We start from the raw sequence: 22,484 nt of genomic DNA, 5'->3' as shown, positions 1-22,484 counted from the left end.
TTCACGCCACGCTGACGGTACCGTTCCCTGGGCCGTCGCAACCTTCAGAATTGGCCTGACGCATCGCCCGCCGCGTCCTGGTTTGCCTCCCAATCCGCGTAATTGCGTCCGTCTGGGAGCTTCCAGAGGATCCGGCCATTGGCGCTCGCACCAATGATGGTCGCAGCTGCGGCAGAGGCAGACGTGAAGCTGTAGGCGCTTGTGAAGACAAGAAAATCACCTTCCTCGCGGAGGACGCCCTTCTCGACAAGGGTGTTCCGGAGCGCGACCGTCCCTCTCGGTATCGTTCGCGTCGTCCGGACCCTTGCCCTCGAACCTGCTGTGACGACGAAATCCCCGGAGGGCCCGATCTCCATCTCTGCCGCGAAGCCGTCGCCCCGGAAGAACCGAGGGCTTTCATGGAGTTCAGCCTTTGGCAGTTCTTGCTCCGCGATCTGCTCCGGCGCACGACCGCGGACTTCTCGGAAGAGATCCCAGCCAAGGGCCCCAACCAGAGTTTTCGTCTGATCCACGAACTCGTCCATGGCTGCGCGGTCGGGGAGCGGCAGCTTGCCCGCGTCGTCGGACGGCGTGCGCGTGTTGGGCAGGGTCCAACGGGGATTGCTGACGACCCCCCGGATCAGACAAGCTTCGACATAGCGCGCGTGGCTCTTGGTCAGGTTCTCGTCCTTGCTGATCAGCACGACCGTGTCGGTCCAGAAGCCTTTGGCATCGCGACCGGCCTCATTCGAGTTGTGATACGACAATCGAGCGCCGACGCCTTCGGACTCGCCGATGTAAGCAAGTTGCCGGTCCTGCGCATCTTCATCGGCGCCGATCAGGATGTACACGCCTGGCCGTTCGATTTCGGGGAAAGCCTCACGGACCCGGCGGAGCTGATTGCGCCGGAAGGCGATCGCTTGGATCGTTGACATCGAGATTTGTGCCACCCGTATGCCATTCGGATAGCCGTCGAGCAGGAAGATATTGATTGAGCGGGGCTTCATCACGCCGCACGCCCGACCAAGTCCATTAGTTTCCCGTAGTCGGTCACAACATCGTATTTCACGCGATCCGCGGTGATACGCTTGCTGATTTCGTCGAAGAATTTGCGGGCGCACTCAATCTTCGTCTTCTCGATTTCGCGCAATTTCATGCTGGACATCGTGCCCTTCGTCTCGGCCACGAAGTAAATGTGCCGTACGCTGCCAGCCTTGAAGGATATCGCCCAATCTGGGTTGTAGTCGCCGACTGGAGTCGGGATCAAGAAACCCCGAGGGAGTTTGGCATAGACAACGACCTCGCTGCTTGTATCCAGCTCCTTCACGAAATCTCTTTCGACATTGGAATCGGTGATCGCATAATCGTAGACGTGGTTCTTGAGCTGCTTCGTGGCTCGGGAAAAATCTTGGCCAGTCTGGTTCGCGGTGAAAATGTCCACGTCGTACCGCTCATCCACTTCGTCATAGGCGAGGCGCTCAATCACCATGGCCGCCTTCTGCTCAGCGATGATGCGGGACGCCTCTGAGATGAAGTGCTCGGGGTTTCTCGTGAACTGTTCAAAAACCGCCGGTGTGATCTGGCCCAAGATGCTCGCCGTCGTGTCTCGCGTCAGCTGTGCGTTCTCAGCTACCTTCCCCACGAGGTCGTACTTCACGAGCGAATGGATTGAGTCCCCGCGCTCGGTCGTCGTGTTCGTGACCGAGAAGCCGTCGCCGCTGCGAAGCTGGCCGTCGGTCAACCCGTCATTCTGTACGCCGACCTGAACGGTGTACTGCAAGGGGGTGACCCGCAGCTGGCTGTCCAGCGCGCTGAAGCACTTGCGGATCAGCTCCTCTGAATCGAACTCCACCCGATAGACCGCCTTGCGGTTGATCCGCGCCCAGAGCTCCTGGAACTCCTTCTTCTCGAAATTGGCATTGAGGGGGTTGGTCTTGGGCTTGCGGCCGTCATCGACCTTGGGCAGTTGCGCGTCGCTGAAGACGCTGTCGATGAGCTGGAATACCTGCTCGGCGTGCGGCTTCAGTTCCTCGGGCAAGTCGGCCAGTTTTCCCGCCGCCTTGGCCTCTTGGTAAACGTCTGCGATCTGGTCCGCATCGTCGGTGTAGTCATTCTTCACCAGATAGCGGTAGATCTGCTTGGCTATGGCGGCGGTCACCTCAACCGGGCCATGCTCGGTCGCGAGTGTCTTGCCCGTGAAGTAGTCCTCTGTTGCCTGCCGCGGACGCGATGAGAGGGTCTCCGCGATCTCTTTCTGGAGCCCGGCCACGAAGTCTTTGTAGCTCTCGCTCGCCACCACGGTGAGTACGTTGATGTCGTGCACCACCGCCGGGTGGTCCATCCTGTCCCCGTGCTGATCGACGCTCAGCCGCAGGCCACGCCCCACCTCCTGGCGGCGGGAAATGGTGTTGTCGCTGTGCTTCAGCATGCACATGACAAAGACGTTCGGGTTGTCCCACCCCTCGCGCAGCGCCGAGTGTGAGAAGATGAACCGGGTGGGTTCGGCAAGGGAAAGCAGGCGCTCCTTGTCCTTGAGGATCAGGTCGTAGGCGTCCACGTCGTCGGAATCGACCGAGCGGGCGCCAACGGCAGGGTCTTTGAGGCGGTTCGTCTTCTTATCGATCGAGAAATAGCCGTTGTGCGTCTTTGCGGAGTCGATGCTGGCGAGATATTTCCGGTACGCCTCGTTGTCGATTGCGAGCTCCGAAAGATACTCAGCCTTCAGCAACTCGTACTCTTCTTCGAAGACCCGCGCATAATCGCCCTTCTCGTCGGCCTGGCCATAGTCCCGGTACTTCACCACCTCGTCGATGAAAAACAGCGACAGGACCTTGATGCCCTGTGCGAACAGCTGCTTTTCCTTGTCTAGATGCGCCTTGATCGTCTCGCGGATCTGGATGCGGCGGATATCGCGTTCCGAGACATCGCCGTTCGCCTCGCCAGCCCTCAGCATTTCCCCGTTGGTGAATTCGACCGTGTCGTTGACGGCGTCGATCTGGCTGATCGTGAAGCCGCGATATTGGTCCAGCTCGCCCGACTCCACGAACAGGTCGTCGCGGAACTCGAGCCGCCTGAGCTGGCGCTTGATCTCGCCCGACTTCCCTTTTTCACTACACCCGGATCGATGCGATAGGTCAGGCCAGAGGTCATCGGCTGGCCGGCGAAGCAGTCGACCACGTCGTTGACGGCATTGGTCTGATAGGGCTGGACCTTGAACTTGAGCTTCATGGTCGGCCTCAGATCGCTTTGACTTCGGTGCTGGGCGAAAGCTGGCGGAAGATCTGGGTCACGTTGATCTTCACCGCGTCCGACACGAAGCCGTTGTCGCGGAAGACGACGCGCAGGGGCTCGTGGCCCGCCAGCTCTTTCACCAGATCCTCGGTGATGCCGCGGTCGAAGCAGGCCACAAGGGCGTTGTCGTCGACGAAGAACACGGTCTTGCCCTGCACCGTCTCGCGGTGGATGGGCAGCGTCAGGTCCACGCCCCAATCGACCAGCACCTGGAACAGCAGGTCCTCGGCCGTGCGGCCCTCCTTCACGTTGTCCACCATGTCGAGCAGGTCGGACTGCTTCAGCTCGTCCGGGCGGTAGTAGACGTCCTTCATGTTCGACGTGTCCACCTTCAGCACCCGGAAGCCGACATCGCGGTTCCAGTCAGGGTGACATTCGCCTTCGAGAATCTTTTGACCTGCGCGACGCAAACGCTCTTTGCAGATCTCAGCAACGGTCGTCGGACGCTTTAATTTCTTCATCAAGCTAATGGCATTTTGGGTTACCTTCTTGGCCCCTCCTGTCGCTAGCTTGAGCGACTCATTCAGGTCTTCCGGAATCTGAACGACAATCGTTCTGCATTTACTTCCTTGCTGCCGATTAAGCTCAAAAAGCGCATGGGCGGTCGATCCCGAGCCAGCGAAAAAGTCCAGAACAATATCCTGCTCTTTAACCTGCATTGCCTTAAATAGATCAGCTAAGAGATTTTCATCTTTGGGGTTTGTGAAGATTTTCTCTCCAAACATGTCCTTCAGGCGGTTGGATGCCGCTCGGCCATCGACATACCTCATGCTCGTAAGGCTCTGATTTTCCGTGTTTTTCAGATATGTTTTATTGTTTGGGACGGTCGTGTGATCTTTGCCAAAGTGAATACGTTTCTCTTTGATCCGCTGTTTCATAGTTTCTTCGGGGAAACGCCAGCCGGTTGATGGCGGCTTGCAAATTTCACCGGTTTCGGGGTGTTGAACATCATAAACGTACTGCCCGTCGTTCGGCCCTGCGATGTTATCCGGGAAATACACCCCGCGCTCATCCATCCAGCTATAGTGCTTGCTGTCGCTAATTGGATTGGAAGGCGGAAACGACTTGAACCAATCTAGTGCGGCCTGATGTATGGCGCCCCAATCATCGCCATACTCCTTCCGGAAACCTTCAAAAGCTTTGTAGATTTCTTCCAAACCCTGCTTGCGCTCTGTCCACTCACCTGAGTTTGTATTTTTATCCTTCACATAGACAACAAGGTACTCGTGCTGAATAGAGACGTAGGCTTGGTCGTTCTTGCTGCTATTCTTCCAGACAATTTCTCCACAGAAATTGCTCGCGCCAAATACCTCGTCGCAAACCTTCTTCAGGTTTGCATGTTCTTTTTCGTCGATTGAAACAACGACGATCCCATCCTGCCGCAACATGTTGCGGGCGATAATCAGGCGGCTGTAGAGCATACTCAGCCATTCTGAGTGGAAGCGACCTGCCGCCTCGCGATTGGCAAGCAACTTGTTGCCTTCATCGTCCTCTTGGAGAGATTTCTTAAGGAACTCAGATGAACCTTGGGTGAAATTGTCTTGATAAACAAAGTCCTTACCAGTGTTATATGGGGGGTCGATGTAGATCAACTTGACTTCCCCGAGGTATGCTTCCTGCAGGAGCTTTAGCGCCTCGAGATTGTCACCTTCGACGAAGAGGTTTCTTGTGCCTTCGAAATCGACACTTTCATCGACAGCAGGAAGAAGCGCTTTGCCGATTGGCGCATTGGCAACCACCAGCGCCTCACGCTTCCCCGGCCAGTCCAGCCGATACCGCTCCTGAGGCCCTTCCACGATGTGGTCGCTCAACTCCTGACGCAGCTGATCGAAGTCCACCGCCAGACGCACCACCCCCCTCGCTTCGTCCTGCGCCTCGGTCACGCAGCCGGGGAACAGCTCGCGGATCTTCGCGATGTTGTTCTGGCTCAGGTCGGGGCTGTGCATCTTCAGCTTGTCCATGCTCGTCCTCTCAATCATTTGCCACGGCGGTTCCGGGGTGTACCCTGGTCAGCCGCTCAAGTTCTTGTTTCGCCGCGCGTAGCTCGGCATTGATCGCCACGCGCTTATTGAATTGCTTCTCGCGTCCCAGCCGCGCCTTGATCCGCTCGACCTCGCGCGTCTGCGCCTTGATCCCCTCGGCCTGCGCGATGCGCGCTTCCAGCGACACGGGGCGCTCGCCTTCGGCAGGGGTGAAGGGCGTCTGCGGTGCCTCGCCCATGCCGGGGACCAACCGAGCCGTCTGCCCGACCACCAGCGGCTCGAGCAGCCGCTCGTAAAGCGCGCCCATGTTCAGCGCCACCGGAAAGGGCGCGCGGGCTGCGTCTTCGGGCAGCCAATCCCCCTCGAAATAGTCGCCCACCACCCAGCGGGCGCTGTCGGCCTCACTCGGCCGCTTGTAGGCCGCGGCCAGCTTGACGCGGCCGCCGTGGGCGACCTCGAAGAACAGCGGAAAGGGGATGGCCTTGTCGATGGCGCGCAGCACAGCCGGGTCCAGCGTCGCGGTACGTGAGGTGATGCGGAAGACCTGTATCTCGGCCACCTGCTTTGTCGCCGCCAGATTGACCGTCTCGGGCGCCAGCTTGTGCGACCAGACGATCTGGTCCACCTCACGCACGAAGAGGCCCTTGAGGCCCGTGTTCGCCCCGGCGTGCTCGTAGATCTTGGTCTTGGGGATGACGCGCCCGAAGGCCGCGGCGCGGGGCCAGTCGTAGAGGGTCATGCGCCGCCCCCTTCGATGACCAGGAAGGCGATCAGCTCGAAATCGTCCAGCCCCTTGATGGTGTGGGTCAGCGCCGTGGTCCGCCCGCCGCTGAACAGGCTGTCGATGTCTTTCTCTTCCTTCACCTCGATCATGGAGCGGATCGCGCTGGAGAGCAGGTCGGAATAGCGGCCCATCTTGCGCCCGTCCTCGGTGCGCTCGTTAAAGATGCGGCAGACGTCACGGATCGGCTCGATCCGCCCCTTGCAGCTGGATCGGATCAGGTCGAGCAGGCGCTTGACCTCGGTGTGGTCGGCGACGATCCGGCCGTCGTCGTCGATGTAGACCAGGTAGAAGGGGTGGAGGCGGTTCTGCTGGTTGACGTTCACGCTGTCGTGGATGTTCTTCAGCGCGAAGATAACGCCGGGCACCAAGCCCAGCTCTGGCTGGGCGGGGACCACGGCGTGCATCCCGAAGGGCACGTTGTCGAGCTCGCCATGCTGTTTGACGTAATTGAGCAGGTCCATCCGGAAGTCGTTCAGCCCTAGATCGGTGATCGAGATACCGGCCTTTGCGTCCTCCAGCTCGATCACCTCCTCCTGCATCCGCCTCAGTTGTTCCTTGCGGTAGGCGATGTCGTTCGACTTGGCGGTGAGGACGTTGTCGTCGCCGGTTGCGGTGACGTCCGCGATCACCATCCGGTTTTCGACGCGTTCCTTGAGGTTGATGTACTCGTCGAGCGAGATATCGGGCCAGTAGTTGACCAGCTGGATCTGGCTGTTGGGGGATCCGATACGGTCGATACGGCCGAACCTCTGGATGATGCGCACCGGGTTCCAGTGGATATCGTAGTTGATCAGGAAATCGCAGTCCTGAAGGTTCTGGCCTTCCGAGATGCAGTCGGTGCCGATGAGGATGTCCAGCTCTCCTGGCTCGTTCGGAAGGACGATGGCCTTCTCCTTCGACCGCGGGGAGAACAGCGTCAGAACGCTTTGGAAATCGTAGGACTTCTTGAGCGTCGTCTTGGGTGCGTCTGATCCCGTGACCTTGCCGACATGCAGACCGAGCTGTGCGGCGAAGGGTGCCAGGTTGTCGAAGAGGTAGTTGGCTGTATCGGCGAAGGCCGTGAAGACCAGAACCTTCCTGTTTCCGGGGTTCAGCGGCTCATCGACCTTCTGCCTGATGAGGGCAAGCAGGTGCTGGAGCTTGGCGTCGTCCGCCGGTTTGACCTTGTCCATCGAGGCGATCAGATCTTCGATTAGGACGAGGTCCGCAGCCAGGTCGTGTTTCCACGACGGCAGATCCATGTCGCCGAGGCTGATCTGGACCTTTTTCCCGACCGTGAATTCGTCGAGGCCGGAGAGGTCATCGTCCTCCGGATCGAAGTCGCTCACGTCTGCAAGGTAGTCACTGACGCTGTCGCCACGTCCAGTTTTCTCGAATTCGTCGATCGCATCGAGGGTGCGCGAGATGTTGGCGCCGAGAGACCGAAGCGTGAGCCGGAACGCGGCGACCGAGCTCTCCAGGCGTTTCAGGAGGTTGGTCGTCATGAGCGCCTGAAGGCTGCGCTCACGATCGGCCTGTCTAAGCTTGCCGCGTCCGCCTTCGACCTGCGTGTCGTAGATTTCCTCATACTTCCGCAGGCGGCTGGGCAGGATGTAGCTGATCGGGGCGTAGACCGCGAGCTTCAGCACCGAAAGCTGCGTGAAGATATCGTTGAACCCCATCACGTCCGACCGCTCGGTGATCGGGCGGTGATAAGAGAGCGGCTTGCGCCTCTGGGGGAACTTCCCGATGTCCTTCGTGTCGTAGAAGGTCTCGATGTGCTTTCGTGACCGGGCGATAGTGACGGCGTCGAGAAGCTCGAAAAAATCGAAGTCGAGTGCCTTCAGGATCGACGCGGCGGTCCTCTCCTCTGGCGGCAGAGACGACCATTCATTGAAGGCCTTCTGGGCACGGCGGAAAATCTCTTCGACACTGGCCTGGGTCTTCAGGTTCTTGCTGAGCGCTTCCGACTGCCCTTCATAGGCAAGAGCCAGCTGGTTCCGAAGATCGTTGAACCTGTTGTTCACCGGGGTCGCGGAAAGCATCAGGACCTTGGTCTTCACGCCGGCGCGGATGACCTTGTTCATCAGTTTCTGGTAGCGAGTCTCGCGGTCCTTGTAGACATCGTTGTTCCGGAAGTTGTGCGACTCGTCGATCACGACCAGATCGTAATTGCCCCAGTTCACTCGATTGAGGGGGATGCCGAATGACTCGCCGGAGGTGCGGGAGAGGTCGGTGTGGCAGAGGACGTCATAGTTGAACCGGTCCCTGGCGAAAATATTGGTGGTCAAGTTCGTGTTGTAGTTCCGCCAGTTGTCCGCGAGCTTTTTTGGACAAAGAACGAGAACGGAGCGGTTCCGCAACTCATAATATTTGACCACCGCCAAGGCGGTGAATGTTTTCCCGAGACCAACCGAGTCCGCGAGAATGCACCCATTGTAGGTCTCGAGCTTGTTGATGATGCCCGTTGCGGCGTCTTTCTGGTAGTTGAAGAGTTTGTTCCAGACCACGCTCTCCTGGTAGCCTGTCAGATCGTTTGGCAGGACGTCTTCGTCGACCTCGTCGAGGAAGTCGTGAAAGATGTTGTAGAGCATCATGAAATAGATGCGCTCGGGGGAGTTCTCTTGGTAGACAGACTCGATGTGTTCGCAAATGGCGGCGGTGACATCCTTTACTTTGTCCGGGTCCGACCAAATCTGATCAAATAGCTGAAGGTACACCTTGGCGTGCGCGGGATCGTCGAAGCGGGTCACGAAGTTGGAGACCGCATCGCCCTTCTGGTAGCCAAGATCCACGGCTGTGAAGCCGCTGATTGGCATGTAAGCCACTTCGCCTTCGGACCCGGCCAGATGCATGAATTGCTGCATCGGAGCCTTAGTCGTGTTGGAACGAAATCTCGCCTTCTTGCGGATCCAGTCAGCACACTCGCGAGCGACGGCGCGTTGAGTGAGCTTATTTCGCAGTTGGATCTCGAACTCGGTGCCGTAAAGACCGCTTTCCCGTCGCGCCTTGGGAATGAAAAACTCGCGACGTTCCTTCCGGAGGCGGTCGGTCACCTCGGTCGGCACAAACGTAGGAGCGGTGAAGATGAACTGCAGGCTGTCGATCTTCGAGAGCTCGGATTTCAGGGCTTCGAATGCGTAGATCGAGAAGCACGACGCCGCGATCCGCAGACGCGTCCCGCGGCCAACCGAAGCTTTGAGGTCATCTCCTAAAAGCTGGGAGGTGTTATCGATGATCTGCATCGATAGCCTCCCTGTTCAGAAGCACGATCTGTTGATCCTGCGGTCTCCTGGCGGCGGGGTCCGTGTCGAGCCCGAGCCGCCTGAGCGCGTAGTAGAGGAGCGCGCGTCGAACCTTGATCTTCGCCTTGCCGCCTCGCATCCCGTAGTCGAGCGCGATGACCTTTGCCTGAGTTTCCGACAGGGCGGGGTGGGGCCCGACCTCCAGCGTGACCTCGGAATGCCAGTCGCGATCATCGTCGGCTGACGCTTCGCTCTCACGCGATCCTCGAATCTCCAGCACCCGCGAGAGCAGGAAGTCCTTGAAGCAGTCATCGGTCAGGCAGAACGCCCGGGTGTGCCAGCGGAACCCGTTGAAAGCGATGGCGTGAGGCGCGATCCAGCGCCAGCGCGGCTCGGGGCTGGACAGGGACTGGTACTTCACCTCGATCGCCTCGGACCGGCGGATGGCGCCGACGACCGAGCGGAGCGTCACCGGATCGATGCCGCGCACAGGCGTCGGGGCGGATGCGTTGGGTGGCAGGTCAGGGATCCAGCAATCTTCGCGCTCCAGCACATCGTCGGCAACCAGGCGGATTTGGGCGAGGTAGTGCGCTGCGTCTGGCGGGCGGAACTTGCAGTCGAAGTCCGGGCCGCGGACGTAGGTCCGCGCGCTCTTGTCGTAGACCATGTTGTCCGGTGCCAGCGCGATGTAGCGGTTCAGGTCCGAGGATGCCTGGTTCACCGAGACGCCGAACTGCTGCATCACGTCGATACGATTGACGTGTCCCTCCCAGAACAGACGGAACTCGATGAACTCGAGGCGCTGCTCAATCCCCCAGCGAAGTTCGGCCTTGTCCCGGTCCACGTTGCGCTCCCACCCGGCCCTGCGCGCACGCGAACTGTGCGCGCCCAATTTCTGGGCTTTCTTGGAGGGTAGCCGCGCGGAACTGCGCGATCAATCGAAAAGGGACGTGGCGGGGCGCGATTATCCCAAGGATTGCCTGAGGTTCTGCGCCACCGCATCGGCAGCCATCCGCACCGGCTCGGCCGCCAGATGGGCGTAGCGCGCCGTGGTCTGGACCTGCGTGTGGCCAAGGAGCTTGCCGATCATGGGCAGACCCTGACCCGAGGCGACGGCGGTCGACGCGAAGGTGTGGCGCAGGTCGTGGATGCGGACGTCCTTGACGCCGGCGCGGGCACGGACGCGCTGCCAGAAGGGCTGCAGATCGCTCAGGCGCTTGCCCGGCAGGGTGCCGGTGATGACCCACGGGTTCTCGTCGATGCGCTGAGCGTCGCGGAGCAGATCGACGACGGGCTGGCCGAGATGGATGACCTTGGCGCCGGACTTGGAATCCGGCAGGCGCAGGACGCGCTCGGCCAGATCGACGTGGGTCCACTTCAACGTCATGATCTCGTTCAGGCGGCAGCCGGTCAGGATCAGCAGGCGCGCCGCGAGAATGGCCGAGGGCAGTTCGATCCCCTCCGCCTCCATCTCGCGCAGCACCTCGCCGATGCGGCGCAGTTCCGCCGCGCTGAGGAACCGCTCGCGCTTCTCTTCGGGATACTTCCGGATGTGCTTTCGCGGATTTGTGCCGTCCGGACGCAGCCCCCACATCTCGGCGAGGCTGAACATCTTCGAGACCACTTCGAGGCAGCGGTTCGCCTGATAAGGGATGTGACGCATGTCGTGATGGAACTTCGCCACGTCCGCCCGGGTGATGCCCGTGACCGTCAGCTGCCCGAGCGCGGGCAGGATGAAGCGTTCGAGGTTCCGGCGATATTCCTTGGCCGTGCTCGCCTTCACGCGGATCGCGATGTGCTCCTTGTCGAACCGCTCGGCCAGCTCCTTCACCGTGATCGCCCTGCGCCCCGCGTCCCGCTCGGCGGCGGGGTCCGCGCCATTGCGCGCGGCGGCGACAATGGAGATGGCGCGGTTGCGGGCCTGCTCGCAGGTCAGGACCGTGCTGGGCCCGAGGCTGATCCGCCGGGATCGGCGTCCGGCGCGATACTGGACCACGTAGCCCTTGCGCCCGCTCGGCAGCACGCGCAGCCCGAAGCCGGGGATCTCGCTGTCCCAGACGAAGTATTCGGCTTGGCGGGCTTCTGCGGCGTCGACGAGGCGTTTGGTGATCCTAGGCATGGCGCTCTTCGGTGGTTCTTTCGCCCTTCCACAGTGCTGAAGCGCGGGCGACAGTCAACGAACACATTGAAATCGCGAAGAAAAAGGAACTGGCACGCGTTTCCGCGCAAGGCGTTTCGGCGCGATGGTGCGGGAAATCGACGAGCCGCGCGAATCAGAACGCAGGTTCCGGTGCCCGCGGGCTGCTGTTAGGCTCAGGGAAAAGAAACTGGCGATCCGATGGCGTCGAAGACCACCCTCAATGCGAAGAACCTCGAAGCGCTGGGCGCAGAGCGCCTGGCGCAATTGCTGATCGAGGTCAGCACCGGCAACGCGGCCGCCAAGCGCAAGCTGCGGCTCGCGCTGGCCGGGGCCCAGAGCCCGAGGGAGGCGGCGCGGGAGATCACCAAGCGGCTGACCAGCATCGCCCGCGCCCGCAGCTTCATCACCTGGAAGAATCGCAAGGCGCTGGTCACGGATCTCGAAACCCAGCGGCGCGCCATCGTCGAGCAGATCGCGCCGGCCGATACTGACGAGGCGCTGGCGCTCATGTGGCGGTTCATGGCGCTCGCCACGCCCGTCTTCGAGCGCTGCGACGACTCCAGCGGCACGGTCATCGGCATCTTCCACCAGGCCTGCGCCGATCTGGGCCAGCTCGCCGCAAAGGTCCGACCGGTCCCGCAGGCGCTCGCCGGCACTGTCCTCGATGCGGTGCAGGACAACGGCTATGGCCAGTATGATGGCCTGATCGGCATCATGGCCCCGGCGCTCGGCGACGAGGGGTTGGCGGCCCTGAAATCGATGGCCGAGGACCTCGGTCGCTCGCCCGTGCCAGTGCCGCCGAAGGACCAATGGAAGGCCGTGGGCTGGGGCCCGGGTGGCACGACCTACGAGCACGAGATGCGGGCGCGCGAGCGCACGAGCACGGTCGCCATGGCGCTCAAGGACATCGCGGACGCGCAAGGCGACGTCGACGGCTTCATCGCCCAGTACGATCCGAAGACCCGCAAGGTGCCGCAGATCGCGGCCGAGATCGCGCAGCGTCTGCTCGCGGCCGGCAGGGCGGGTGAGGCGCTGGGGTTCCTCGAGCGCGCGGAGCTCGGCGACGGCTTGCGGGTTCCGCTGGCCTGGCAGGACGTTCGCCTGCAGACGCTGGAGGCGCTGGGTCGCGGCGAGGAGGCGCAGGCGTTCCGGTGGGACTGCTTCGAGCGCACGCTCTCAGGCAGCTACCTGCGGGCCTATCTCAAGCGGCTTCCCGACTTCGACGACATCGAGGCCGAGGAGCGGGCAATGGCGCACGCCATGGCCTATCCGAGCCTTCTTCACGCCCTGCAGTTCTTTCTCGACTGGCCGGCGCTGGATCGCGCCGCAGAACTCCTGGTAGCCCGGCACGACGAGATCGACGGCGACCACTACGAGTATCTCGCGCCCGCTGCGGAGGCCCTGTCAGAACGTCATCCGCTGGCCGCGACGCTGGTGTTCCGCGCGATGATCGACTTCACGCTCACCAGGTCGCGGGCGAAGCGGTATCGCTATGCCGCCGAGCACCTGGTCTCATGCTCCCGGCTCGCTCGCGACATCCTGGACTTCGGTGCGTTCGAGACGCACGACGCCTACGTCCCCCGGCTCAAGGAGGAGCACGGCAGGAAGTTCGGCTTCTGGTCGCTCACCGCCGCCTGATGGTCGTGCTACCGGAAAATCAGGTCTCGGCCCCTTGGAAGCATTGTGGAAGCACGCGGCCGAAAAACGCTGCGCAATCCTCACAGGTCGCGCGAGGCCGGGCCGCTTCGCCGGGACCGGCAAGTGTCGGAAACTGCGCAAGAACTCGCGGTTCCGAGCGATTGTTCATGGTTCGTTCGACACGACTCATAACCTGAAGGCCGCAGGTTCAAATCCTGCCCCCGCAACCACCGATAACGACAAACCCGTCGCGCCAGCGGCAGGTTTTGTCGTTTTGGCAGTCTTTCCAATGGCTTGACGATCCGTCCATTCGAGGATCGTCGCAAGATCGCCATGCAGGCGGGCGAAAATCTCGCCCCGCTCCGGGCCGGGAGTCAGCACGATCTTCTCGATCAGGGCGCGCAAATCCTGCGAGGCTTCCTGCCGATCTTCCTTGCGGTTCAGGGCCTTTGTGAGCGCCACGACCTTCTTCGCGTAGATGGCCGAAGCACTCGGCAGAATGTCCGGCGTGTCCGCCGGAGCATCGGCGAGCAGAGCCGTCAGCTCTCCTTTGCGCGCTTCCAGCCCGGTCATCTTCTCCTTCATCGACGGATGATACATGCCGTCCGCAATGGCCTCGACGATCTGCGCGATCTGCTTCTCGACTTTCACCAGTTCGGCTTTCCAGGAATCGCCGTTCGAGCGGCGTTCCCGGTTCAGCCGGTTCGTCTCTTCCGCATAGGCGCGCATGGCGTCCTCGACGATCTCCGGCGCCATCATCCGGTCCTTCAATCCGGCAAGCACACGCCGCTCCAAATCTTCGCGCGCAATGCCGCGGCTGTTGGAGCAGGAACCCTTGCTGATATGGTTGGAGCAGGCAAAGCGGTCTGCGCCGCGCAGCGAGTAGGGACCGCCGCAGCAGCCGCAGAACACCAGCCCCGACAGAAGCGACTTCGGACGCCGCGCGCCGTTCAGCCGGTTCTTCTTGTGATGCGCGCGCACGGCCTCGGTGACATTGGCGAACTTCTCGGCGATCTCGCCCTGACGCTCACGGACGGCCTTCCAGAGTTCGTCGTCGACGATCCGCAGATCGGGAACGTCCTTCACGATCCATTCCGATTCCGGGTTCAGCCGCGAGACGCGCTTTCCCGTCGACGGGTCTTTGAGATAGCGCAGCCGGTTCCAGATCAGGCGGCCGATATAGAGTTCGTTGTTCACGAGGCCCGTGCCGCGCTTCACATGGCCGCGAATGGTGGTGTCGCTCCAGAGCCGTCCTTCGGGGCCGGGGACGCCTTCTTCGTTCAATGTGCGGGCAATGGTGCGCGGGCCGATGCCCGCGGCAAACTCGCGGAAGATGCGCCGCACGACATTGGCCTCGGCTGCGTCGATCTCGCGGTCGCCCCGGATCGGGTCGCCGCGCGCATCGAGTTGCTTCACGACCTTGTAGCCATAGCACAGCCCGCCGCCCGACTTGCCATCCTCGACGCGGCCACGGATGCCGCGATGCGTCTTGGCCGCGAGGTCTTTGAGGAACAGCGCGTTCATCGTGCCCTTGAGGCCGACATGAAGCTCGCTGATCTCGCCCTCGGCGAGCGTGACGATAGGAACGCCGGCGAATTTGAGGTGCTTGAACAGCGTCGCCACATCGGCCTGATCGCGCGAGATGCGGTCCAACGCCTCGGCCAGCACAATGTCAAACTGGCCCGCCTGCGCGTCCTGCAACAGCATCTGGACGCCGGGCCGCAGGATCATGCTTGCGCCCGAAATCCCCGCATCCTTGTAGGTGCCGACGATCTTCCACTTCTCGCGCTTCGCCTGTTCGCGGCAGATGCGGAACTGGTCCTCAATGGACGCCTCGCGCTGGTTGTCAGAAGAATAACGGGCGTAGAGGGCAACGCGGGTCATCGGCCAGTCCTTTCAAAACTCCATGGTCAGCGGCGCACGGCGCCGCTCTTCTTCGCGCGGGCCAGTTCGAGGAAGCTGGCCCTGATCTTCGCAAACAGCCCTGGCGGAATGAAGCCATAGGCAAACGCGCCCCGCTTGCCGGGAACCGGCGACAGCCCGCCATTGGGCCATTCGTCGATATTATGCTCCGACACGATCACCCAGCTCGGCGCATCGTCGAGGCCGATGGCTTGCTTCACCTTCGCCGGGATCTCGATGCCGACCGTTTCGCCGGAGGGCGGCGTGTGGGTGATCGGCAGCAGCACCACATGGCGGGGGCGGACAAGCGCATCGGTCGCGGCGACGAGGCAGGCCGGGCGGTCCTTGCCCTGATCCTGGCCGGCGGCAGCCTCGTGCGTCCAGAGGTAATCGTAGCGGAGGACGAGGCCGGGCTTGGGTTCAGGGATCGCCACGTCGCCCGCCTCACTTCAGCAGATCGTCGAGGTGGGCGTGTTCGGGGTCCATCTCGGCCCGCTCCACGGCGTCGATCACCACATCGGCGGCATCCGCCGTGCGATGCGTCCGCTGCGCGGCGGCGCGGAGCCAGTCGTAGTGGTCGGCGGACATCAGCACGAACTCGCGGCGACCGTGCCGGGTGATCTCCACCGGCTCGCGCTGCGCCTGGTGCTGGAACTCGCCGAACTTGCGCTGGAATTCGAGGGAACCGACTGTCGGCATGGCAGGCATCCTTTCGGTTGGGATGCCTGAATTATACGTGTAATTCGTGTTTTTGCAAGGCTGGAGTTACGCATCCTCGCCTGCCGGACGCTTCTTCTGCGCCCTGCGTTCCAGCGCGATCTTGCGCTCGAACTGCTCACGGGCGATCTGGCGACCGATCAACCGGGCGAGGGATCGGATGGCTGCATCGGCACGCGCGGGATCGTTCCGCGCCGGTTCCGGCGCGGCCGAAGGTCCAAAGACCTCGATGTTGATCCTGTCGCGTTTGAGTGCCATCGTCTCCAGAAATCCCATGCCCGAAAGGGGCAGGGACCATCAAAGAACCGTCCGGCAGCAGAAGGAAAGACCCGCATCGTAGCCGTGCGGCATATGGGATACTGCAGAGTAAAAAGGGGTTGGTCTGCGATGGGGAGGGGCATCGCGCGTTCGAGGCCGTCAAGGTCATGATCGGCGACATGATTCTCGCCCTGCCGAGACGACTGCCCACAGCATGTCCGAGGTGGAAACAATGTTGCCGGGCACTTTGACGACTTGCGACAAAGACACTCGCCTCATCCTTCAACGGGATAAACGGTCGATCTGGTGAGTAAGGTTTGCTTGGGCGGCATCGGCAGTCATCTGACCGACAAGCACGGCCGTACCGAAGCCGTGTAGCAGACCGAGAAGAATGGCAGCTTCCGCCTCAACGTTCAGTTCCGGGCAAAACTCGCCATCGTCTTTTCCTTGAGCCAGTATTGCGGCGATGCGCTGGCGGATACGATTGGGGCCGTCGATCAGTGTACCGCCCGAGATTCCGGGGTCTGTCTGCGCTAAGATGACGTAGGAAACCCAGAGCAAATGAAATTCGCGGCTCGCTTCATCGGTCGGCAACGCTTCCTCGAATAGCGCGCGCAGGGTCAAACGTGCCGTAGGCGGTCGTGGTAATTCTGCGATACGGTTTGCCCATCGCCTATTGCTCTCCCTTTCCAGAGACATGAAACCGGACTGCATAAGACCGGCCTTCGTCTCGAAATAATATTGCACCAGACGCAGCGATATCCCGGCTTCCGCCGCCACTGCACGTAGAGAAACAGAGGCCAGACCCTCACGTGCCGCCACGCGCACGAAAGCCGCCAAGATCGAGGCGCGACGTTCTTCATGATTGGCGGTTCTTGGCATCGAAGGACTATCCCGAACTGTTGCAAGATGTTATGATACAACTGTACCATAACATCAATCTGGAATCATGTCGTCATCCGCTCCACCTATTCCTCTGCGCCTTTGGGCCGTGGCTGCGATCACGGGTTCCGGTGCGTTCATGGCGATGGCGGATTCTACGGTCGCCAATCTTGCCCTTGAAACGATCCGCATCGACCTCGGCGCTTCGCTTGCTAGCGTTCAATGGGTAGCGACCGGATATTTGATCGCTCTGGCTGTGTCGCTGCCTTTGACTGGATGGCTCGGCCGGCGCTTCGGTCAATCCCGGTTGTGGATTCTCACCACGCTCATCTTCATTGTGGCTTCGATCCTTTGCGCCCTGTCGAGTGAGCTATGGCAGCTCGTCGTTGCGCGCTGCCTACAAGGATTAGCGGCCGGACTAATGGTGCCGGTCGGACAGGCGTTGCTCTCGGCGCTCGCCGATCGCCGGCAACTCGGCCGACTAATGGGAACCGTGGGATTCGCTGTTGCGCTCGGACCTGCTCTCGGCCCCGGCTTTGGCGGGATGCTGATTGACGCGCTTTCATGGCGCTGGCTGTTCTGGATCAATATTCCTGTCGGGGTTCTGGCCCTGATTGCGGCTCGGACGATGTTGCCGCCCGATGAAGCCTCAAGAGAAAGCCCGCTGGATGGCCGGGGGCTGGTAGTGATGGGGTTCGGCCTGCCGCTCCTGCTCTATGGTGCCGCCGAAATCGGCGCATCTGGGTTGAGCTCGACCGCGCTCGTAGCTTTCGCGCTTGGCATGGTGTTGACGGCGATATTCATCCGTCATGCGAGGAAATCCACCGAGCCGTTGATCGACATGCGGCTGTTGGGCCGGCCGGGTTTCACGATGGCCGTGGTGACGGCCGGGCTGACAGGCGCGGCTATGTATGGCGGGCTGCTGTTCTTTCCTCTCTACTTTCAGGACGCATTGCAACAGACGCCTACGGAAGCCGGCCTGATGCTGCTCGTCATGGGGTTGGGGTCGGCCTTGGCGCTTCCATTCGCTGGTGCTCTGACCGACCAGCGAGGGCCTGCCCTCATATGCCTCGCCGGAAGCGCGCTTCTCGTGATCGGCACAGCGCCGTTTCTTGCGTTGCCACTCCTGCCGGTTGTCGGTTTAGCAATCCTGCTTCTTCTCCGGGGTATCGGTCTGGCCCTAGCGCAGATGCCCGCGATGACGGCCGCATATGGAGCGGTCGAAAAGAATGAGACAGGAGACGCGGCAACACTGGTCAACATTGGTCAGCGGCTGGGTGGCGCATTGGGTGCGATAACTGTCGTCATCATATTGGAGCAAGGCCCGCCCGGTGATGGCGCGGGCTTCCAATGGGCTCTGGTGGTGCTGCTGGCTTTCGCATCGGCTGCGCTGTTCACGTCGCGCGGGCTCCCGAGCAAGGAATGATCCTTCATTATTGTCGCGGAAGTTGCAAAACCCGAGACTGCTGCGTGTTCATATCGAGGGTAAGGTTTCCACGAAGGAGAGCGCAGCGGCAAGCAATCTGCGGTGGGTATTATCGCCATAGGCTCCTGATTCTGCACGAACCAGCAGCTTCTGCGCCGTCCCGCGGGGAATTATCGACCCAACTCCGCGACCTCCAAGGCCCAATCGCCGTTGTTCTTGCCGAGCCGGGCCAGCATGCGGTCATCGCGGGCCGCGCGAAGAAGATTATCGCCATGCAGCCAAGCTCAGTCACTGAGCATGGCCTCTCGGTCATCCCCGACCGTGAGTTGAGGTACTCCCACAAGATTTCTTCAAGGCCCTCATCTCGCGCCAAACTTTAAACCCTTCCTCCTGTCACAGAGTTTCCGCAACCGGGTTCCACGTTACTGAATCAGCGCCTTTCCTCAACCGCCTGTACCAGAATCCGACGATAGCCGATCTTCGTCATCCACTTTGCGCGGGTTAGGTGGCTTTCCCAACAATGCCGCGTGCGCGCCGGATCGAAGGCGGGATCACGGTGCAGGACGATCCGCGCCACTTCCGCCCAGTCCGCGCCTTCCTTGTCCGCATCGAGAAGGCGCAGATAGGTCACGAAATGCTCTTCGTCGTAGATGGTGATGTCGGAGCCGGTCGGGGCTTCATCCTCGACATCGGGATCGAGTTCCGGCCTGACACGCATCGGTTCGTCTCCCTGTTCTTCTGGATGGTGTCCGCGGTGCGCCCCCGCAAACCATCCTTGTCACCCTGGTGATCGGGGAGTTCGAAACCGTACCAGACGGCCCCGTGGCCTTTAGGCGGGCAGCCCTGGACATAACGCCACGGGCTCCCCGACCATAAGGTCAAGGAGTGTGGTGCCGTTCTGGCTGGCACCAGCCACTGGTAGGGGTTTCGACGCCCCGGAGCAGTGCGTCTGCTCTGCGGCCAATCTATCCGGTCGGCGGCGGAAAGTAACGTGGTTTCTGAAGGCAAGAGCTAAGGGCGCTGCCCTCGCGCACCGCAAGAAAACTCTTCGGCCTTTCGCGGCATAAACGGCCTGCTCCCCGCAAGCGGGTCCCCTCCAATTATTCCACGGTGCCAAAGACTTATCTTGCGCCTTGCTACCCCGGTCTCGCCGACGGGCAAGGGTTCAGGAGCGGCGCTTCGCTTCTCTGAACCCCAAAACCCGAAGGAAGAAAGACATGACCGAGACCGCCAGCACCCCCCGCAACGTGATCTTCAATGCCGATTGCATCCAGGCGATGCGCTCTTTTGACAGGGCATCGGTGGACTTCATTCTGACCGACCCGCCCTATCTCGTGAACTATCGGGATCGGAGCGGTCGGAAGGTGGCGAACGACGACAACGCCCGCTGGCTTCGCCCCGCGTTCAATCAGATGCACCGCGTTTTGAAGGATGGCGGTTTTGCCGTTTCGTTCTACGGCTGGAACAAGGTCGATTTGTTCATGGACGCATGGAAGGCGGCAGGCTTCCGCGTTGTCGGGCATATCGTGTTCCGCAAGCGTTATGCGTCGTCGGCGAAGTTCCTGCGCTACCAGCATGAACAGGCTTACTTGCTGGCGAAGGGCAATGTTTCCCTGCCCGAAAATCCCATCCCGGACGTGATCGACTTCCCCTATGCGGGCAACAAGCTGCATCCGACGCAAAAGCCGGTCGAGGCGTTGCGCCCGTTGATCGAGGCTTTCACGAAGCCCGCCGATCTTGTGCTGGACCCGTTCAGCGGCAGCGGCTCCACCCTTGCGGCGGCGCAGCAGCTCGGCCGCGACTGGATCGGCGTTGAACTGGACAGCCGACACCACGAAACGGCCAGCAAGCGGCTTGCAGCCATGCAGCAGCACGGCAGGGCGGCGGCATAAGCCAGCCGCCGAGAGCGCCCGCTAGCATGGTGGGCGCCGCATCCCAACACGACACGGAAAGGATTTCGATATGCGCTGGATTGTTACAGTTGACCATCATGGCGGTTGCCTTGGCATGGGAGAGGATGCGGACGGTGTGCCCGCTCGTGGGAAGCCGGAGCAGGGCGACGCCCTGCCGATGGAGTTCCGGCTTTGCGGTGCGAGGGAAAATGTGCTGTTCGAGGGCCGTTGCGGCGACATTGACGCCGACTGGTGGCACGGTTTCGAGCCGTTGATCGCGACCTGGAACACATTCCGTTGCCGCCGCCTGCACTACCGCCGTGCCGGAACAAAAGAGCTTTGGCGCTCGTTCAAACAATCTTGACCTAAATTGTAACCACGGGGCCGGCAAACCGGCCCCGTGCCTTTTGTCACCGATCAGGCCCTGAAAAATTTCGGCCGATCCCCGGGGTGGATCGGCCGTCGCCGCACGTCCAAGCCCGCGCGGCAAAAAAATTGCGTTTGCCGGCGGCACCGGCTCGCAACAGACAATATTTGCGATTGGTTGAACAGAAATTCCCCAAAGCTGGTCGCATCCACCACAGGCTTTTGCCGATACGACCAGCTTGAGGGATGGTAGGCCCTCATGTAGTTTCCGGGCAGGTAAAGGAACTCGACACGTGTACTTTCCTTCGACGGAGCTGGGCATGATTGTCCTGAACACGACCCGCCTGACACTCAGTCCTTGCAACCCGAGAGATCGGGTCGACTTCATCCGGCTTGAGACTGACCCGGAAGTGATGCGGTTTCTGAACAATGGTGCGGTTGATCACAGCAGGATCGATCCGGCGAACGCACCGTTTCTCATGCCACGAGGGAACGAGCCGAACGTCTGGACGGCACGAGGCAATACAGATGATGAGTTTGTCGGCTGGTTTTGCTTGTCACCGAAAGGAAGGGCAGTCGCAGAAATCGGATATCGCCTGCGCCGGAAGGCTTGGGGTCAAGGGCTGGCGTCTGAAGGTGCCGCAGCGCTCATCGGCTGGGGCTTCGAAGGCGGCGGATACGACAGCATCGTGGCTCATACAATGGCAGTTAATCAGGGATCGCGCCGCGTGATGGAGAAAATTGGCATGAAGCACACGCGGACGGATTTCCTGAATTTCCCCGACCCTATACCCGGCACTGAGCACGGTGAGGTGATGTATGAGCTGAGTCACTCGGAATGGCTCGGCATTTAAGCGGCTTTCCTGCTCTCAGCCACAACAAAGCGATTCCAAACGTTAGTGATGAGGTCATTCCCGGAGATAAGGCAGAACGAAACCCACCCGTTCAGTTATGCCAATTTTCGGCAAGCTCGCCGTAGGCTCCGTTTGGGTCGGCTAGCTGATCCGAACGATATTAAACACAAGACATCCATCGCATTCTTCAGGCCGGGCGATCCGGTTATCTGGAAATAGTGACTACCCCGACTGTCAGCTGTGAACGACGCTCTTTATCAGGGCGATGTCATGGGGTTCATGCACCGCCCTGCTTAGGGAGGTGACGCCATGCCGTTGAGCATAGACTGGCGTGCATCGGCGGACTACAAGCACACGAAAACCATTCCCGCCGCCGGTTTCGCTTGGGAATACCTGCGACGCGATGATGAGTATCATCACGATTTTCACGCGATCTCGCGTATGAAGAATCCGACTGGCCCCCGGCTCGATGCGTTCGCACGACGCTGGGGGCTGCGATTTCCCCTGCGATCCTGAAACGCTCGCCGACCGGCAATCACAATTCTGGATTCCGAACCTTCAGCCGCGGGCGGTGATGTTGTCGCCCGCCCCGGAGCCGGTCGGCCCGGAGGCGCCGACATTCACGCTTGCCCATCTGGATGGCCTCGATCTGCGTCGCGCCGGTGACGGCTGGCACGGGCTATGGCGGGTGGATGGCGTCGCACATCAGTTCTGGCTGCCCGAGGCCGTCCCCGACGCGGCAGCCTTCTATGTCGTCACCCTGCCGATGGATGCCTTTCTTGAATTGCGCGCCCATGCGGCGCGGCGCTTGTGGCGGTCCCTGAACGGTCGCGCGCCAGGCCCGGATTTCCGGGCTATACCTTCGCAACTGCGCCAGTTTCATATCCTGTCCTTGCGGGCGCTCGATGCGAAGCTGCGCGGTGAAAGCCATCGCACCATCGGCGAGACGTTACTCGGCTTTCGCGGCGATAAGACAGATTGGGAGGGTGATCCTCGCCGTAACAAAACCCGTCGCCTGGTCACTCATGGCATCGCCATGATGAAAGGTGGCTACAGGTTACTCCTGCATTATCCAGTCAAGCCTCGGCGCAAATAGTCCCGGCCAACATCCTGGTCGCAGCAAGGGGGGCCGTAAAAACATACACGCAA

Annotated in this window: 20 protein-coding genes; 7 read left to right on the top strand and 13 right to left on the bottom strand. The window is 61.1% G+C overall.

Annotated elements, in window-relative coordinates:
- Positions 1-44 precede the first annotated feature (44 nt).
- From HNP73_RS21260 to HNP73_RS21230, 7 genes are all read right to left on the bottom strand, one after another.
- Positions 45-986 (bottom strand): GIY-YIG nuclease family protein, encoded by a 942-nt coding sequence (locus HNP73_RS21260; protein ID WP_184154951.1) that lies wholly within the window; start codon positions 984-986, stop codon positions 45-47.
- Positions 986-3,022: a restriction endonuclease gene (locus HNP73_RS24010; RefSeq protein ID WP_343063411.1), complete on the bottom strand. Its 2,037-nt coding sequence runs from the start codon at positions 3,020-3,022 to the stop codon at positions 986-988. Before HNP73_RS24010 ends, HNP73_RS21260 begins: the two co-directional genes overlap by 1 nt.
- 193 nt (positions 3,023-3,215) lie before the next feature.
- Positions 3,216-5,231, bottom strand: coding sequence for a site-specific DNA-methyltransferase (locus HNP73_RS21250; RefSeq protein ID WP_184154887.1), 2,016 nt, complete (start codon positions 5,229-5,231; stop codon positions 3,216-3,218).
- A gap of 10 nt (positions 5,232-5,241) precedes the next feature.
- Positions 5,242-5,991 carry a DUF4391 domain-containing protein gene (locus HNP73_RS21245; protein ID WP_184154884.1) on the bottom strand — a complete coding sequence of 250 codons (750 nt, stop codon included), beginning with the start codon at positions 5,989-5,991 and terminating at the stop codon, positions 5,242-5,244.
- Positions 5,988-9,260: a helicase-related protein gene (locus HNP73_RS21240; protein WP_184154881.1), complete on the bottom strand. Its 3,273-nt coding sequence runs from the start codon at positions 9,258-9,260 to the stop codon at positions 5,988-5,990. The genes HNP73_RS21245 and HNP73_RS21240 overlap by 4 nt, the downstream gene beginning before the upstream one ends.
- Complete coding sequence (locus HNP73_RS21235; protein ID WP_184154878.1) at positions 9,244-10,104, bottom strand: BrxR family helix-turn-helix transcriptional regulator; 861 nt, start codon at positions 10,102-10,104, stop codon at positions 9,244-9,246. Before HNP73_RS21235 ends, HNP73_RS21240 begins: the two co-directional genes overlap by 17 nt.
- A gap of 120 nt (positions 10,105-10,224) precedes the next feature.
- Complete coding sequence (locus HNP73_RS21230) at positions 10,225-11,379, bottom strand: tyrosine-type recombinase/integrase (protein ID WP_184154875.1); 1,155 nt, start codon at positions 11,377-11,379, stop codon at positions 10,225-10,227.
- A gap of 219 nt (positions 11,380-11,598) precedes the next feature.
- Between HNP73_RS21230 and HNP73_RS21225 the strand changes: the two genes are divergently transcribed.
- Positions 11,599-13,038 (top strand): DUF6880 family protein, encoded by a 1,440-nt coding sequence (locus HNP73_RS21225; protein ID WP_184154872.1) that lies wholly within the window; start codon positions 11,599-11,601, stop codon positions 13,036-13,038.
- A gap of 186 nt (positions 13,039-13,224) precedes the next feature.
- Here the strand turns inward: HNP73_RS21225 and HNP73_RS21220 are convergent, their stop codons facing one another.
- The 5 genes from HNP73_RS21220 to HNP73_RS21200 form a co-directional block, all read right to left on the bottom strand.
- Complete coding sequence (locus HNP73_RS21220; protein ID WP_184154868.1) at positions 13,225-14,922, bottom strand: recombinase family protein; 1,698 nt, start codon at positions 14,920-14,922, stop codon at positions 13,225-13,227.
- Positions 14,923-14,948: 26 nt separating this feature from the next.
- Positions 14,949-15,374 carry a hypothetical protein gene (locus HNP73_RS21215; protein WP_184154865.1) on the bottom strand — a complete coding sequence of 142 codons (426 nt, stop codon included), beginning with the start codon at positions 15,372-15,374 and terminating at the stop codon, positions 14,949-14,951.
- A gap of 10 nt (positions 15,375-15,384) precedes the next feature.
- The gene (locus tag HNP73_RS21210) at positions 15,385-15,639 is read right to left on the bottom strand and encodes a type II toxin-antitoxin system prevent-host-death family antitoxin (RefSeq protein WP_128238287.1); all 255 of its coding nucleotides are present in this window, start codon (positions 15,637-15,639) and stop codon (positions 15,385-15,387) included.
- A 66-nt stretch (positions 15,640-15,705) separates the two neighbouring features.
- Positions 15,706-15,915, bottom strand: a complete 210-nt coding sequence (locus HNP73_RS21205) for a hypothetical protein (RefSeq protein WP_246400015.1) — start codon at positions 15,913-15,915, stop codon at positions 15,706-15,708.
- 282 nt (positions 15,916-16,197) lie between these two features.
- Positions 16,198-16,797 (bottom strand): TetR/AcrR family transcriptional regulator, encoded by a 600-nt coding sequence (locus HNP73_RS21200; RefSeq protein WP_184154859.1) that lies wholly within the window; start codon positions 16,795-16,797, stop codon positions 16,198-16,200.
- A gap of 139 nt (positions 16,798-16,936) precedes the next feature.
- On the opposite strand from HNP73_RS21200, the gene HNP73_RS21195 reads away from it, so the two are divergent.
- Positions 16,937-18,223, top strand: a complete 1,287-nt coding sequence (locus tag HNP73_RS21195) for a DHA2 family efflux MFS transporter permease subunit (RefSeq protein ID WP_221288949.1) — start codon at positions 16,937-16,939, stop codon at positions 18,221-18,223.
- A gap of 430 nt (positions 18,224-18,653) precedes the next feature.
- Here HNP73_RS21195 and HNP73_RS21190 read toward each other — a convergent pair whose 3' ends face one another.
- Positions 18,654-18,941, bottom strand: a complete 288-nt coding sequence (locus HNP73_RS21190) for a DNA -binding domain-containing protein (RefSeq protein WP_184154854.1) — start codon at positions 18,939-18,941, stop codon at positions 18,654-18,656.
- 499 nt (positions 18,942-19,440) lie between these two features.
- Here HNP73_RS21190 and HNP73_RS21185 point away from each other — a divergent pair, with 499 nt between their 5' ends.
- The 5 genes from HNP73_RS21185 to HNP73_RS21170 all read left to right on the top strand — a co-directional run bounded on the left by HNP73_RS21185 (position 19,441) and on the right by HNP73_RS21170 (position 22,431).
- A complete protein-coding gene (locus tag HNP73_RS21185) occupies positions 19,441-20,115 on the top strand; it encodes a DNA methyltransferase (RefSeq protein ID WP_184154852.1) in 675 nt (224 codons plus the stop codon).
- Between the two features lie 70 nt (positions 20,116-20,185).
- The gene (locus HNP73_RS21180) at positions 20,186-20,479 is read left to right on the top strand and encodes a hypothetical protein (RefSeq protein ID WP_184154849.1); all 294 of its coding nucleotides are present in this window, start codon (positions 20,186-20,188) and stop codon (positions 20,477-20,479) included.
- A 322-nt stretch (positions 20,480-20,801) separates the two neighbouring features.
- Entirely contained in the window at positions 20,802-21,335 is a 534-nt protein-coding gene (locus tag HNP73_RS21175) for a GNAT family N-acetyltransferase (RefSeq protein ID WP_184154846.1), read from the top strand.
- Positions 21,336-21,644: 309 nt separating this feature from the next.
- Entirely contained in the window at positions 21,645-21,851 is a 207-nt protein-coding gene (locus HNP73_RS24130) for a transcriptional regulator domain-containing protein (protein WP_081973107.1), read from the top strand.
- Positions 21,805-22,431, top strand: a complete 627-nt coding sequence (locus HNP73_RS21170) for a DUF2285 domain-containing protein (RefSeq protein ID WP_184154843.1) — start codon at positions 21,805-21,807, stop codon at positions 22,429-22,431. Before HNP73_RS24130 ends, HNP73_RS21170 begins: the two co-directional genes overlap by 47 nt.
- The last annotated feature ends 53 nt before the right edge of the window (positions 22,432-22,484 follow it).

Origin of the sequence: Amaricoccus macauensis (assembly GCF_014201905.1) — a bacterium.
In the GTDB taxonomy this organism is placed as follows: domain Bacteria; phylum Pseudomonadota; class Alphaproteobacteria; order Rhodobacterales; family Rhodobacteraceae; genus Amaricoccus; species Amaricoccus macauensis.
The sequence above is the reverse complement of the archived record's forward strand: the minus strand, read 5'-3'. Positions and strand labels throughout refer to the sequence as shown.